At 70.8% G+C, this 15,257-nt stretch carries 9 protein-coding genes; 7 read left to right on the top strand and 2 right to left on the bottom strand.

Annotation, left to right across the window (positions count from 1 at the left end):
- The first annotated feature begins 55 nt into the window (after positions 1–55).
- Positions 56–331: a hypothetical protein gene (locus VG296_RS01220; RefSeq protein ID WP_325562080.1), complete on the top strand. Its 276-nt coding sequence runs from the start codon at positions 56–58 to the stop codon at positions 329–331.
- Between the two features lie 102 nt (positions 332–433).
- Here VG296_RS01220 and VG296_RS01215 read toward each other — a convergent pair whose 3' ends face one another.
- Together VG296_RS01215 and VG296_RS01210 are read right to left on the bottom strand one after the other, a co-directional pair.
- Positions 434–3,832 (bottom strand): choice-of-anchor D domain-containing protein, encoded by a 3,399-nt coding sequence (locus tag VG296_RS01215; RefSeq protein WP_325562078.1) that lies wholly within the window; start codon positions 3,830–3,832, stop codon positions 434–436.
- A gap of 636 nt (positions 3,833–4,468) precedes the next feature.
- Entirely contained in the window at positions 4,469–5,116 is a 648-nt protein-coding gene (locus tag VG296_RS01210) for a hypothetical protein (RefSeq protein WP_325562076.1), read from the bottom strand.
- Positions 5,117–5,336: 220 nt separating this feature from the next.
- Between VG296_RS01210 and VG296_RS01205 the strand changes: the two genes are divergently transcribed.
- The 6 genes from VG296_RS01205 to VG296_RS01180 all read left to right on the top strand — a co-directional run bounded on the left by VG296_RS01205 (position 5,337) and on the right by VG296_RS01180 (position 14,455).
- A complete protein-coding gene (locus tag VG296_RS01205) occupies positions 5,337–5,603 on the top strand; it encodes a hypothetical protein (protein ID WP_325562074.1) in 267 nt (88 codons plus the stop codon).
- Positions 5,588–5,989, top strand: a complete 402-nt coding sequence (locus tag VG296_RS01200) for a type II toxin-antitoxin system VapC family toxin (protein WP_325562072.1) — start codon at positions 5,588–5,590, stop codon at positions 5,987–5,989. Before VG296_RS01205 ends, VG296_RS01200 begins: the two co-directional genes overlap by 16 nt.
- 105 nt (positions 5,990–6,094) lie before the next feature.
- The gene (locus tag VG296_RS01195) at positions 6,095–7,717 is read left to right on the top strand and encodes a TIGR02677 family protein (protein ID WP_325562070.1); all 1,623 of its coding nucleotides are present in this window, start codon (positions 6,095–6,097) and stop codon (positions 7,715–7,717) included.
- Positions 7,714–8,988: a TIGR02678 family protein gene (locus VG296_RS01190; RefSeq protein ID WP_325562068.1), complete on the top strand. Its 1,275-nt coding sequence runs from the start codon at positions 7,714–7,716 to the stop codon at positions 8,986–8,988. The genes VG296_RS01195 and VG296_RS01190 overlap by 4 nt, the downstream gene beginning before the upstream one ends.
- Entirely contained in the window at positions 8,985–13,106 is a 4,122-nt protein-coding gene (locus VG296_RS01185; RefSeq protein ID WP_325562066.1) for a TIGR02680 family protein, read from the top strand. The genes VG296_RS01190 and VG296_RS01185 overlap by 4 nt, the downstream gene beginning before the upstream one ends.
- Positions 13,103–14,455, top strand: a complete 1,353-nt coding sequence (locus VG296_RS01180; protein WP_325562064.1) for a TIGR02679 family protein — start codon at positions 13,103–13,105, stop codon at positions 14,453–14,455. The genes VG296_RS01185 and VG296_RS01180 overlap by 4 nt, the downstream gene beginning before the upstream one ends.
- Positions 14,456–15,257 lie beyond the last annotated feature (802 nt).

Here is a 15,257-nt window from a genome sequence, read left to right as displayed (position 1 = left end):
GAAGCGCGGGCTCAGCCCGCGTCCGCGGTTCCGGCGCAACGCATCGAGGAGACGCGTGCTGGTCGTGCAAGGGGGGCCCACCACAGCCGTGGTCCGGGGCAAGAAGGGGGAATCGGTCGTCCTCCTCTCGGGTGAGCTGCCGGCCGAACTGACCGACGAGAACCTGGCCTCCGTCCTGGATCTCGCCGCCGCCGTCCTCGACGCCGCCGAGATGCGCCTGTTCCGCCGCTGCCTCGACCGCCTCCGCGCCGGCGACACCACCCGCACCCGCCGCGTCGAGATCGACGGCGCCGTCCTCACCGTCCACTCCCACCCCTCGGATCCGCAGTAGAGCGGCGGCGGCGCCGACTCAGCCGCGACCACTGACAGAGGCCCCGCTCGGCGAGCGTGTGAACGCGCTCGCCGAGCGGGGCCGGTCGCCGTCCAGCGATCGTCAGTTCGTTGAGACCTCGATGAGCTGTGCGGCGCCGTCCAGGAGGCCGGCGATGCTGGGGCTGGTGAATGCGGTTGCCAGGTTGGTCTGGACGGGCTTGCCCCAGCCGCCGGTCTGCCAGCTGGTCGCGTACCGGATGTCGTGCTCCAGGACGCCGCTGGTGGTGACGGCGACGAGCTGGGACGAGCCGTCGGGCATGGCGGTGATGGCGGCCTGGGTGATGTTGGTGGATCCGGCGGGGCTGCCCCAGCCGCTCGCCTGCCAGGTGCCGTTGGCGTTGCGGATGTTGTGCTTGAGGACGCCGCTGGAGGTGACCTCGATGAGCTGCGACGAGCCGTTGGGCATGCCCGCGATGCTCGCGTCGGTGACCGTCACGCCCGGCTGGCTGAGTGCGCGCCATCCCTGCCAGGTGCCGTTGACGTTGCGGATGTTGTGTACCAGGACGCCGCTGGTGGTGACGGCGACGAGCTGCGTCGAGCCGTCGGGCATGGCGGTGATGGCGGCCTGGGTGATGTTGGTGGATCCGGCGGGGCTGCCCCAGCCGGATGCCTGCCAGGAACCGTTCGCGTAGCGGATCGTGTGCTCAAGCGTGCCCGTCGAGGTGAGCTCGATGAGCTGCGACGAGCCGTCAGGCATGCCGGCGATGCTCGCCGAGACGGCGGTCGCGTTGTTCTTGGGCACGCCCCAGTTCTGCCAGGCGCCGGTGCTGCCGCTGTTGATGGTGTGCTCAAGGGTGCCGCTCGTGGTCACGGCGACGACCTGCGTATCGCCGTCGGGCATGGCGGTCACGGCGGCCTGCGCGATATTCGTCGAGTTGGCCGGGCCCTGCTGCCAGACATTCGACCACGTGTTGTTGGCGTTCCGTTCAGTGTCGAACAGACCGCCGCTCGCGGTCTCACCGTTCCCGGTCATGTTGATGTACATCGCGCCCTGGCCTGTGTCAGTGCTCACCTCGTAGGCCGCCGTGTAGCTCTGCACCGCGGTCGGCGCGAAGGTCATCGAGACCGTGTAGCTCTCACCCGGTGCCAGTTGCTGGCCCTCCGGGAGCGGGTTGGTGGCGGCGAACGGCGCCGTAGGTGGTGCCGCCTTGGTCACCGTCAGGGTGATGTTTCCGGTGTTCGAGACGGTGAAGGTCTGCGTGGCCGTCTTGCCCACCGCGACGTTGCCGAAGGACAGGCTCATCGGACTGATCGTCACCTTCGGAGAGGCCGCGATCGCGGTGCCGGTGAGCGGGATCGTCAACGAACCCTGATCACTCGTCAGCACGATCGAGGAACTGTCGCTCGCCGACACCGCGGTCGGCGCGTATGTGGCGCTGATGGTGGTGGATGCGCCCGGAGCCAGCGTGTCGCCGACGCTGGGCAGTCCGCTCGCGGTGAACGGCGCGCTCGGCCCGGTCACGCCGGTGAAGGTCTCGCTGCTCGTGCCCGTGTTCGTCACGCCCACGGTCAGTGTCTCACTGCCGCCCACGGCCATGGTCCCCCAGGCCAGTGAGGTCGGCGTCGCGCCCAGGCCGGGTTGGGTGCCGGTTCCGTTCAGCCCGAATTCGAAGGTGCCCAGGTTCGAGGTCACTGTCAGGTCGGCGGTCACGGCGCCCCAGGTCGTCGGCGCGAACGTCACCGGCACGCTCAGTGTCTGACCAGCCGTCAGAGTCACCGGCAGGGACGGAGTGGGCGTGCCCGCCGCGAAGGGTGCCGCGGCGCTGACCGCGGAGACCGTCACCGTCCTCGTCGCCGTGATCGTGGCCGTGGCGGTGCCGGTGGAACCGACCGCCACGTCGCCGACGTTGACGGCCGAGCCCTGCAGCGTCGCGGTCGTCGGCGCGCCGAACGCGAGCAGGTGACCGTCGCGGGTGCCGACGTAGACGCGGCCGTTGTTCGTCGCCGGTACCTCGAACTTGCTGACGGTGCCGAGCGGCCATGAGCGCAGCAGCGTCAGCACCCCGCTCGAAGGCACGGCGTTGTAGACCATCAGTTGGCCGTTCGTGCCGGTGGACCCGGAGGACTGCACGACCCAGACGAGCGCGGAGCCCGAGGTCGTTCCACTCGAGGTGACCACGGGCGAGCCCGAGCTGAAGGCGAAGGTCTGCTGGCTGGTTCCGGCCACCCGGAATGAGGGCTGCCCGGTTCCGGTCAGGCCGTACGCGAGGGCCACGACGTGGCTGTTGGACTCGTTGACGTACACGTAGCCGCCGTCGCCACCCCAGACCGCGGGATGGCCCCACACCCCGGACAGCTGCGTCTCACCGACGATCTGATCGGTGCCGCCCGCGCCCTGCCCGCGGCCGCCGAGATTGTCGCGGTTGAGCAGGAACAGCCGTCCGTCCTTGCCGATCACCGTCAGCAGATGCGGATCGGCCGCGGTGCCGAACTCGGCGTCGGGCAACGCGGTCGGGCCGCCGGAAGCCAGGTCCTGGTCGTTCACGTCAAGGGTCCCCGCGTTGGCCGGCGCGAAGAAGTCGGAGGCCGAGATGGTGCCGTCGGAGGCCACGGCCAGGTGGACCAGGGACTCGGACAGGTCGCTGGGCGGCGAGGTGCCCGTGCCGATCGGCGGGGTGAGGCCGTTGCCCGTCGCGATGAACATGCCGCCCGAGCCGTCCGAGACGATGCCGCCACCGGACTGCCAGATGCCCGCGCCAGAACCGTTGCTCGCCGCCTCGGCGGTCCACATGTGCAGCGACTTCGTGCTCGCGTTCACCCCGACCACGTAGCCGCGGTACGGCCCGTAGTCGCAATGGCCGCCGAAGGCCATGTAGACGCTGCCGTTCTGGAACAGCAGGCCGGGCCGCTGCAACTCGTGCTCGGGGTTGAACGAGTTGCCCGGGTCGTTCGAGGGAGACCCGGCGATCGACACCGGCCAGCCGGTGCGGACGGCCCCGGTGGCGGGGTTCATCGCGTAGAGGTAGTAGTGCGGCACCGTCGCGTTGGCCCCGTTGTTCACCTTCGCCGTCAGATAGACGTAGCCGGACGACGGGTCGTAGACCGGAGTCGAGGTGATCCCGATGTCCGGCACGAGGTCGCCGCAGCCGATCGTCGAGGCCGGCCAGGACGGCCCGAGGTAGACCTGCCAGATGATGGCCCCGGTCTCGCTGTTGATGCCGTAGACGTGGTTCTCCTCGGTCCCGACGATCACCGTCGAGCCCACCACGAGCGGCTGGGCGTAGACCTGGCCGGTCAGCGCGGTGGAGAACAGCTGCCCGAAGTCGCTGCCGGTCACCGCTCCCGGCGAGAGCGCGGCTTCGTTCGGATCCCACCCCGTGCGCTGGTTGTCGCCGGAAACCGTGACGACATCCGCGCGCGCGGACGCCGCCAGCGGAACGATCGCCGCCGACACGGCGACGAGCAACGCAAGTACCAGCACCCATATTCGGGCGATACCGAAGCGCGGCAACGCGGACATGGACCAGTCCTCCCTCAGCCCGGCAGGCCGGGCACCGGCCGATCATCTGGAACCGCCCGCCGGTAGCTCAGCGGGCATGGGGCTTTACCCCGTCTTGACTACTGGCCGACGATAAGGGGGCTTCCATGATCAAGGTGATTCGGAGGCCGAAGTGTTACAGGCCTGGTTCATCCGGCCCTTGAGGTCGCCATCGCCGCCCCCGCCGCGCCTCCGCCCGAGATCGGCAACCAGCGAACGGCGGCGGGAGATCAGCGACAGCGGGAGATCCGCGATCGCAGGCGGCAACCGAGTTGTACGCACCCTCACCGGGAGGCGAATCTACAACTTCTGCGACATATGCGGATGAGCAGACCCGATCCCATCCCAACCCAACCCAACCCCGACGTGCCACCGACACAACTCGCTGAATCGGCGGAGAACAGCGCCCGTCCCTCCGGGCGACGTACGCCAAGTGCATCTCCGGGCAGGAGCCGCCCGACCGTCAACGCGTCGAGCAGATCCTGGCGATGACGATTGTCGACGGGCCCGGATCTGGGCGGGTCTCCATCGCCGAGCGGAACTCGGACCGCTAGGCAGGCGCTGACGGTCTCGACCTCGGCGGAGTGCTCAGAGAGCCGCGCAAGCAACCGCTCTTCGTCAGCGCTTCTTGCCGCCGCCCTTGCCGGAAGCCTTCCTGCGCCGTGCGGATGTACTATCCCGCGCCTGCTGCTGATATAGCTGATATAGCTGCCTGGCTTCGTGGGCCGCACTCTCTCCGGGGAACTGAAGACGCAGGGTTGCTGTGCCCATGGCGAGGACGAGCCCTCCGAGCATCGGAAAGAACGGGACCGCGAGCAGGATCGTGAATCGGCCGGTGAGAAATCCAATGTGTGGCGAGCCCTGGAGCCGGTTTCTCTGGTACCCGTAGAGCGTGAGTCGCCGGTACATGGCAAGGTACGCGGGGATCGCGGGCAGGTTCCAGAGGATCAGAATGAGGACTCTCGCGACGAGTGGGAGTTGGGCGTGGATGGCGTATCGGTTGCTGAAGAGCACGTAGGGCGCGAAACCGAGGGTGGCGAAACCAAGTACCAGCCCGATCAGCAGGTAGAGGAGGGTGACGCTGATCCGCCGTGCCCAGTATCCGGGGCCGCGATCGACCCAGCTACGCGCGATGAAGCCCAGCGTCGGCTCGCCTTGGGCTACGCCGTGGACGTAGGACAGGACAAGAACTTCCCGGCGCGATGCCCGGTCGTGCCCGGCGACCTCTTGCCATAGGCCGCGGAACCAGTCGGCAAGAGACTCCATCGTGGTGACCGCTCCGCTTCCTTAGAAGACCGAATTCCACAAGCTCTTAACCGTGCTCAGCGGATGTTCGACCGAGCTGACTACCTGCTTGCCCACGCCGTCGGGTAGCCGGGGCACGGCAATGTGCTCCGGCTACCCGACAAGATAACTCGGGCCGCCGCCTGGCTCGAAGCGAACGGATACCGAGCGGTCGGCTGCCCGGACGCATATTGATCCGATTGTGGTCCACGCGGCCGGAACGACCGAAGCCTCTCGGAACTTCTCCGGTCTGCTCGATCTGATCGCGGCCGGGGAGACCATCCGGATCGCCCGCGGCAACGAGCCGATCGCCGAGGTCGCCCCGGCGCGGCGGCGCACGGGAGCGGACCTGGAAGCCGCGCTGCTCGCGGCCGGCCTGCCCCCGCTGGATGAGGACTTCGAGCAGGACGTTGCCGAGGCCGTGGCCCTGGTGGCCGACGAGGGGGCGGACCCGTGGGCCGACGTCTGATCCTCGACACCAACGTCCTGATCGCCTATGGGCGCGGCGCCATCGACCGGGCCGCGCTGCGCGAGGATGAGTTGTCGATCGCGGCCGTCACTCTCGCCGAGTACCGGGTCGGGATCGAAATGGCCGAAAGCGTCGAACGGGCCGCGACCCGATCGCGGTGGTTGGACGTCGTCCTCGCTGAAGTCGAGGTCCTCGAGTACACGCGCAGGACCGCCGACCACCATGCCCGCCTGCTCGCCCACATCCGACGCACCGACCAGCCCCGCGGCGCCCATGACCTGATAATCGCCGCCCACGCCGCGGAGACCGGCCGCACCATCGTCTCTCGCGACGCTAAGGCCCGCTTCGAGAACCTGCCCGGGGTGGCCAGCGCCCCCGCCGCATAAACCGGCGCCCGACGCACCGGATCGGCGATCCGCGTCGGAGGCGAAGTCGTCGATCTTCGGGAAACCGTGCATCTGCGCTTCGACGGTGCGGAACAATATGACGTTGTGAGTACCGCACCTGCGCCTTCATCGGTCGTGCCGAGCCAGCCGCAGCCCTTCGCATACCTCAGCACGCCGAACGCGGGGCTGTACGGCCGGATACTGGGTGTGTTCGCACAGGCCAGGGCGCGGTTCACGGTGCATCTGCGGCCGGAGGACGTGTTGGCCGAACTGCGCCGGGAGGCCGATGCGCCGCCGGTGACGATCGAGACGGTCTCGGCCGCGCTCGAGCAGTTGATGTCGTGGGGGAATCTGCACGCCGACGCGGATACCGGGCGGGTGACGACGGTGGAGGACTTCCACCGTGCGCGCTATCTCTACCAGCTCACCCGGCATGGCCAGGCCGCGGTGGCGGCGATCGCGGCGTACGAGCAGGCGCTGGGTCACCGCGGTCAGTTGCAGGCGGTGGCGTTGGAGGATATCGCCGAGCAGTTGGCGTCGCTGCTCATGCTGGCGCGGGAGGCGGACCCGGACCCGGCGAAGGCCCACCTCGCGCTGCTCGGGCTCGTGGACCGGTTCACCTCGCTCGCGGACAACGCCGAGGCGTTCATGGCTTCGTTGCGGCGCACGATCGATTTCCAGGACGGCGATGAAGAGGCTTTCATCGCCTACAAGGACCGGCTGATCGGCTATATCGAGCGGTTCATCGCGGACCTGGCGAACCGGGGTGCGCAGATCGCCGATCTGCTCGGCGGGGTGGACGAGGCAGGCGTGGCGCGGCTGCTCACGCTCGCGGCACGGCGTGAGGCGGCGGACGCGGTGCCCGACGGCGAGGGCGCGGCGGATGAGAGCGGGCCGCAACAGCAGAGCGGCTCGCTCACGGCGGCGACCGCCTCGGCGCTCGCCGGGTGGGAGAACCGCTGGCGGGGTCTGACGGACTGGTTCATCTCCCAGGGCGCGCACCATCCCTCGCAGGCGAAGCTGCTGCGCGCGAGCGCGGTGAGCGCGATCACGAATCTGGTGAACACGCTCTCCGCGCTCAATGAGCGGCGCGGCGGAAGAGTGGACCGGTCCGCGGATTTCCGTGCTCTGGCACGGTTCTTCGCCGAGGCGCCCTCCGATGAGGATGCGCACCGGCTGTGGCGTGCCGCGTTCGCGCTCGGCCCGGCGCGGCATCTGAGCGTGGATGCGGAGACCGAGGAGCTGTGGGCGCGGGAGGCGCCGGCGCCGAGCACGTCATGGGAGCAGGCGCCGCCGTTGCGGATCAGCCCCCGTTTGCGGGAGACCGGTTCGTACGAGCGGCGCGGCTCGCCGAACCGGGTGGCGGACCGGTCCGCGGCCCGGGCATTGCTCTCCGAGCAGGCCGAGCGGGAGGCGGCGCAGACGGCGGCGGCCCGGTCCCGGCTGGCCACGGGCGGGCCGACGCTGCTGTCGGAGCTCGGCGGGCCGGACGGTCTGGATCGGCAGGCGTTCCGGTTGTTTCTGGCGGTGCTCGGCGATGCGCTGGCGGCGCGGACGCCGGGTGAGGCGGAGTGCTCGGCCACCACCGGAGACGGATCGATGCAGGTGCGCTTGAAGCTGGTGGACGCCTCGAAGATCGTCGAGGTTCCGACGCGGGACGGGGTGTTGTCCGGGCCTGAGCATGTCATCGAGATCCTGGACCTCACTGCCTTAGGGGGTGGCGCGTGACGCGTGCGGACCTGACGGCCACTGCCGGGGACGAGATGACGCAGGTCGATCCGCGGGCCGCGGCACTGCTCGCGGACGCTCAGGCCGAGCGCGCCAAGGCGGCCCGGGCGTTGCTGGCCCGGCCGCTCGTGCACGTCGGCTGCGAGGAGTTCCGGCTGGTGCGCAAGCACGCGGCGGAACTGACGGGGTGGTTCGCCGCGGAGACCGGTTGGCGGCTCACTGTCGATGCGCAGACGGCGCGTCTGCTCAAGACCCCGGCGCGGCTGGATGACGCGACCCGGCCGGCGGTGGCCCCGAAGACGAAGGCCGCGTTCACCCGGCGCCGCTATGTGCTGCTGTGCCTGGCACTCGCCGTACTCGAACGCTCGGACAGCCAGATCACGCTGGGCCGACTGGCCGACGGGGTGCTCACGGGCATGGCCGGCCCGGCGTTCGTCGAGGCCGGAATCGAGTTCCGGCTCGAGCGCCGCGAGGAGCGCTCCGATCTGGTGGCGGTCGTGCGGCTGCTGCTGGATCTCGGGGTGCTCGAGCGGGTGCAGGGCGACGAGGAGGCGTTCGTCGCCCAAGCGGAGAACGACGTGCTCTACGACGTGAAACGCAGGGTGCTGTCCGGTCTGCTGGCGACGACGCGCGCGCCGTCCGGCGTGCGGGCGGGCGGCTTCGAGCAGCGCCTGGCAGAGCTGACGGCCGAGCCGCGACCGGACACCGACGAGTCGAGGCTGCGCGCCCTGCGGCACCGGCTCACCCGCCGGCTGCTGGATGATCCGGTGGTCTACTACGCGGAGCTCGACGAGGACGAGCGCGACTACCTGGTCCGGCAACGCCAGGCCATCACCGCACGTATCAATGCTTTTACCGGACTGGTGCCCGAACTGCGTGCCGAGGGCGTGGCGATGGTCGATCCGCAGGACGAGCTGACCGACGTGCGCATGCCGGAGCAGGGCACCGAGGGGCATGTCACGCTGCTGATCGCGGCGCACCTGGCCGAGCGCGGCGGCGGCGCCTCGCGCTTCGAACTTGTGCGGCTGGTGCGTGCGCTGGCCGCCGAGCACGGCAGGTACTGGCGCAAGTCCGCCACCGACCCGGCCGCCGCCGGAGACCTGGTCGACGCGGCGCTGCGCCGCCTCGCCGCGCTCAACCTCATCGAGGTCTCCGGCGAACAGGACGACGAGTTGTTCGCCGCCAAGCCCGCGATCCACCGCTATGCCCTGGCCGCGCCGCGTGTGACGGTTCCGGGTGCCAAGACCGCTCGCAAGGAACGTTCTCGATGACCGAACCGATCGCCGATCTGCCGCTTCCCGTCCGCGCCCGCTGGCAGCCGCTGCGCGCCGGTCTTGTGGACATCTTCTACTACGACGACGAGGAGTTCCGCTTCCACGACGGGCGGCTGCTACTGCGCGGCAACAACGGCACCGGCAAGTCCAAGGTGCTGGCCCTGACCCTGCCGTTCCTGCTCGACGGCGAACTCGCCGCGAACCGGGTGGAGCCGGACGGAGACCGCGCGAAGCGGATGGAGTGGAACCTGCTGCTCGGCGGCAAGCACCCGAACGACGAGCGCACGGGATACACCTGGCTGGAGTTCGGCCGACTGGACGAGGATGGCCACGCGCACTACCGCACCGTCGGGTGCGGGTTGAAGGCGGTGAAGGGCAGGGGTATCGCGCGGCACTGGTTCTTCGTCACCGACCGGCGTGTCGGCGAGGAACTCGCACTGCTCTCGGCCACGCGCGTCCCGGCGACCCGCGACCGGCTCAAGGACGCGCTCGGCGATCGCGGACTGGTGTACGACACCGCGACCGAGTACCGGCGCGCGGTGGACGAGGCGCTGTTCGGGCTCGGTCGGGAACGGTATGAGGCGCTGGTCGGCCTGCTGATTCAGCTGCGTCAGCCGCAATTGTCGAAGAAGCCTGATGAGAAGCTGCTGTCAAAGGCGCTGACCGAGGCACTGCCGCCGCTCGATCCTGCGCTGATCGGCGAGGTCGCCGAGGCCTTCCGCGGTCTCGACGAGGAGCGCGAGGCGCTGCTCGCGCTGCAGGAGACCGCTCGCGCAGCCGAGCTGTTCCTCGGCCACTACCGCCGCTACGCGCGCGTGGCCGCCAAGCGGCAGGCGGCCGTGCTGCGTCTGGCACACAGCAAGTACGAGCACCTGGGACGGGACCTGGGCGAGGAGGATGCCGCGTACGAGGACGCGGCCGAACGGCTCGCATCCGCGCTGGACCGGCTCGGCGAGCTGGAGTCCGAGCGCGAACGGCTCTCCGCGGCCCGCGACGCGCTCAACCGGAGCCCGGAGATGGACGCGGCGCGAGGCCTGCAGGAGGCGGGCAAAGCCGCCCGGACCCTCGCCGGTCTCGCCGCAGACCGTGCCACCACCCGGGATCAGGCGCGCACGCAGGCCGAGAACTGGGCCCGCCGGGTCGCCGCTGCGCAGACCAGATCCGACAACGACGCATCAGCCCTCGACGACGCGCGTACCCGTGCGGCCGAAGCCGCGGCGCGCTCGGGCATCGAGCACGCGACGGTATGGTCCGACGCTGAGCGCGAGGCTGCGCCGTACCCGCAGGCGCGACGCACCGGCGAGCGGGCCGTCGAGCAGCGATTCCAGGCGATCACTGGCCTGGAATCGCTGCTCGCCGCGCTCGACCGGGCGCACGAGCGCGCCAAGGCGGCCCGGGCCGAGGCTTCACGTGCGGCCGAGGACCGCACGGCGGGCCAGGACAGAGCCTTCGCGGCACAAGCCCGGATCATCGAGCTCGCCGCGGAGTTGGTCGACGCGTATCGCGGTTGGTTCCACGCGCACCCGGGGGCGTGTCCAGAAGACCCGGATGCCGTGCTGGCGGACCTGGAGTCGTGGGCCGAGACTCTGGACGGCACCAATCCGGCCGCCGACGCCGCCCGAGCCGCCCACCAGCGCACCAGCGGCGGCCTGACGCGCCGGGAGACCGGACTGGAGGCGCAGCGCACGGACGCACGGACGCGGCTGGCCGAGATCACGGCCGAGATCGAACGGATGCAGGCCGGCGGGCACCAGGCGCCCGCGCCGGCGCACACCCGCGACGTGCAGACCCGCACGGACCGGCCGGGGTCGGCGTTCTGGCGCGCCGTGGACTTCGCCGAGCACCTCTCCGAGGCCGACCGGGCCGGCCTGGAGGCCGCGCTCGAGGCCGCCGGCATCCTCGACGCCTGGCTCAGCCCCGACGGCGTGCTGCACGCGGCGGGTTCCGGCGACGCACTCGTCCTGCCGACCGCGACGCCCGCCCCGGACGGCGGGCTCACCGCGCTGCTGCGCCCCGCCGTGGACCGCGATGATCCACAGGCGGCCGAGCTGGCGGATCATGCCGTATCGGCCGTGCTCGCATCCATCGGTGCCCGCGAGTGCGACCATTCCGCCTGGGTCGGCACGGACGGCCACTACCGGCTCGGCGTACTGCGCGGGCGATGGAGCAAGGAATCAGCGCGCTTCATCGGCGAGGGCGCCCGTGAGGCCGCACGGCGTGCCCGCCTGGCTGAACTGGCCGCGCACAGCGCGCAGATCCAGGCCGAGCTCGACGGGATCGAGCAGGAGTTGGACGAGGTGCGTCGGCTTGCCGAAGTGCTCACCGAGCACCTGCGCGCTGAGCCCTCCGATGCCGCGCTGCGTGACGCGCACTCGCGGCTCTCGGCGCAGAACGACATGCTGCGCGCCCTGATCGAGCGCGCGCAGCAGGCCCAGCGCACTGCCGTCGAACGGCAGCAGGCTGTGGAGCATGCCGAGGACGAGGCGGACCAGTATGCGCGGGATACCATACTGCCGACTGATCGGGAAGCGATCACCGGGATCCGTGAGGCGGTCAACGACTATCGCGCGGCGCTCGCCGCGCTCTGGCCGGCCGCGAAGGCCGCCGCCGAGGCCTTTGCGACACTGGGCGACGCGCGGGCGGAAGCCGCCGCCGCCGCCGAGATGCTCGCCGCCGCCGCAGCACAGGCCGAGCGAGCCGAACGTGAAGCCGTCGGCGCCGAGGAACGCCGCCGCGTGCTCCAGGAGACGATCGGCGCGAGCGTGGAAGAACTCTTCCGCCGACTGCACGAGGTCGAGGCCGCGCAACACGAGCGCGAACAAACGGAGCGCGCGACGCGGGCCGAGCACGACCAGGCGATGCGCGATCGCGAGCGAGCGGACGGGCGCCGCGACCTGATCCGCCGGGAGATCGAGGCGGCAACCGCCGAGCGGGACGCGGCCGTGCTCGCACTGCGCGAGTTCGCCCGCACCGGGCTGCTCGCCACCGCCCTGCCCGGCGGCGAACACCCGCCGTTGGAGGCGGAATGGTCACCCACCCCGGCCGTAGCCCTGGCCCGCGCGATCAACCAGGACCTCGACGCGGTCGACGACGCGGACCGGGCCTGGGACCTGATCCAGCAGCGCGTCGCCCAGGAAATCAAAGCCCTGACCGACGCGCTCGGCCGGCACGGGCACAGCGTCGGGATGACCCCGCACGCCGGACTCATGCTCGTCGACGTGGTCTACCTCGGCCGATCCCAGGACGTACCCGCACTCGCCGCCGCCCTGGCCGAGGACGCCGAGCAGCGCGGCCGCCTGCTGTCGGCCAAGGAGCGCGAACTGCTCGAGAACCACCTCGTCGGCGAGGTCGCAGGCGCCCTGCAGGAGCTGATCGCGGCCGCCGAGGAGCAGGTGCTGGAGATGAACACCGACCTCGAACAGCGCCCGACCTCCACCGGCATGCTGCTGCGCTTCCAATGGAACCCCGCCAAGACCGCGCCCGAGGGCCTCGAGGCGGTGCGCGGCAGGCTGCTGCGCAAGTCCGCCGACGTGTGGAGCCCGGCCGACCGCGCCCTGGTCGGGCAGTTCCTGCAGGCTCGCATCGCCGCCGAACGCGAGCAGCACCCCGGCGACTCCTGGGCGGACCAGCTCGCCCGGGCACTGGACTACCGGGCCTGGCACGAATTCGCCATCCAACGCCGCCAGGACGGCCAATGGCGACCGGCGACCGGCCCGGCCTCCGGCGGCGAAAGAGTGCTCGCCGCCTCGATCCCGCTGTTCGCCGCCGCCTCCTCGCACTACTCCTCCGGACGCGCCACCGCCCCGCGGCTGATCGCCCTCGACGAGGCCTTCGCCGGAGTCGACGACGACTCGCGGGCCAAATGCCTCGGCCTGCTCGCCTCCTTCGACCTCGACGTCGTGATGACCAGCGAACGCGAATGGGCCTGCTACCCGACCGTGCCCGGCGTCGCCATCGCCCAGCTCTCCCGCCGCGAGGGCGTCGACGCCGTGCTGGTCACCCCCTGGGTCTGGGACGGACGCGAACGCCGACGCGCACCGCGCAGCACGCCGTTCGCCTCGGCCGCGCCCGAACAGCCGGATGCCGAGACCGCGCAGGAAGCTCTCTTCGCGTGAACACGCACGGCCCGGACCTGGATCGGCTCGCCCGCATCCTCGGCGCGCCCGAGGTGTCGTGGCTCGTCGAACGTGTCCGAAAACGCGCCGCCGAGGCACGGCCGCTGACCGGCACCCTCACCCTGAGCGCTGCCACGCCCGCGCAACGCCGGGCCGTCGACACCCTGCTCGGACGCGCACCGAGCCGAGGCAACTCGCTCACCGTGCGGCTGGAGGAGATCGAGGCGATCCTGCGCACCTCCGGTATCCACCCCGGCGGCCTGCGCGCCGCCGTCGAGGAGCTCACCGGCCCCATCCCGGACAACAAGGCGAACGCACACGCCGAGGCCCAGGCGTGGCGGCACGCACACGAACCATTGGACGAAGCAGTTGAGGGCAACGCCTTCCTCGAAGACTGGTGGACGCGGCCCCACACCCGTGGCGCATTCAAGCGCCTGGCCGGTGGCGACGCGGCCGCCGCACGAACGCTCGCCTCCCAGACCGCCGCCGTCCTCGCGGCTCTCCCGGCCGACGGCATCTCGCTGCCCGTCCTCGCCGCCCGCGCCACCGGAGACGCCCACGCCCTGGACGCCGACCGGCCGGTGGGCCGGCTCGTTCTCGCGGCCACCGAACAGTGGGCCTACTCGCTCTCGCCGAACCCCGAGGGCCTGATCGTCATGCCGAAGTCCGAGCAGCGCCGCGCCCAGTGGGCCGAACTGGGTGTCAGCCTCGACGAACTCTCCTCCCGAGTGCTCGTCCTCGCCCTGCCCGGCAACGCGGCCGGGCCCGGCAGCCTCGGCCGTCTGCTCGCCGTCGCCCGCGAGCACGGCGAACCACTCGCCCTCACGCTGCGCCAGATCAACCAGGGGACGGCGACCAGTGAGCAGGCGTCGAACAGTGAGCGGGAAGCGGCGAACACCGAGCCCGATCCGTTCGGCGTCGGCCGAGGCGAGGTGTTCGTCTGCGAGAACCCCGCCGTCCTCGAAGCCGCCGCCCGGCAACTCGGCCCGGCCTGCCCGCCGCTGCTCTGCGTGGAAGGCCACCTGTCCGCCGCCGCCCGCGCCCTGCTGCGCGCCCTGCGCGAACGCGGCGCCCGCTTCCGCTACCACGGAGACTTCGACTGGGGAGGCGTGCGCATCGCCAACTCCGTCTTCACACTCATCGACGCCGCTCCCTGGCGCTACACCTTCCGCGACTACCTCGAGGCCGTCGACCGCGAGCAAGGCGCCCCGCTGAACACCGGCGAGCCCTGCGACGCCTCCTGGGACCCGCATCTGCGCGCGGCGATCTCCGCGCGCGCCGTCCGCGTCGAGGAGGAGCACGTCCTTACGGAACTGCTCGCAGACCTCGGCGGTCACCGATACACGTAACCGCCGCTGATGCAGCGCGGCGCTGCCGACCTGCCGCGGTCGCGTCACCGCCGTGCCGCGCGCCGTGTTCATACGAGGCGCACGATGTCGGCCAGGGCGGCCTTGGCCATGACGCGCTGTTCGCTGTTCGGTACTGACCGAACAGCGAACAGCTTGCTGTACGGGACGACCGACGAACGGGCAGCGCCCGTCCTCCAGATGGTCGTCACGGCTCGACCTGCCCCTCAATCTGGGCCAGAACCAGCACAACAGCTTCCACCCACGCTTAACCGAGCTTCGCGCCCAGGCACGTCAGCGAGCGAAAGAGCTCCCGGTCACCTCGTGATCACGAGCCAGAGCCACGGCAACGAGGCGCGCGAGAGAATGCGCAGCGACCTCGCGATGTTCCTTATGACACCAACGGCAGGCGCCAACCGCGACGAAATACCCGCACGTCGGCCCTGCTGCCTGATCGTGCCAGGCGCGGCGTGAATGCAGGTCGGTGGCTTCTCATAGGCAGCTGGCAGATGCACCCGACGCCCGCGGCCGTTCTGCGCCGACTAACGTAAGACCACTTATGACTGTGCCCCGCGATACGCTCGGAAGGGGCTGGGAACCGGCCCCGGCGGCGGGATCTGGCACCGCGTCGGATCACCGGATCATCGGCCGATCGGAGGGGCGGGATGAGCGAGAACGGGTTTCCGGTGCTGCCGGACCAGGAGGCGATCGAGGAGCGGCTCCTCGCAAACCGGATCGTCAGGACGGACGCTGAGCTCGCGCGCGCGACAAGGGCCGGGGCGGTTCCGGGCACGTCGTCCAATGG

This window comes from Actinospica sp., from assembly GCF_035552695.1.
Taxonomy (GTDB): Bacteria; Actinomycetota; Actinomycetes; order Streptomycetales; family Catenulisporaceae; genus Actinospica.
Note: the sequence above shows the minus strand (reverse complement) of the source record. Positions and strands in the feature narration are given on the sequence as shown.

Excerpts from the sequence above, each read along its gene's own strand:
- VG296_RS01215 (WP_325562078.1), bottom strand. The coding sequence starts at position 3,832 with ATGTCCGCGTTGCCGCGCTTCGGTATCGCCCGAATATGGGTGCTGGTA.
- VG296_RS01210 (WP_325562076.1), bottom strand. The coding sequence starts at position 5,116 with ATGGAGTCTCTTGCCGACTGGTTCCGCGGCCTATGGCAAGAGGTCGCC.
- VG296_RS01185 (WP_325562066.1), top strand. The coding sequence starts at position 8,985 with ATGACCGAACCGATCGCCGATCTGCCGCTTCCCGTCCGCGCCCGCTGG.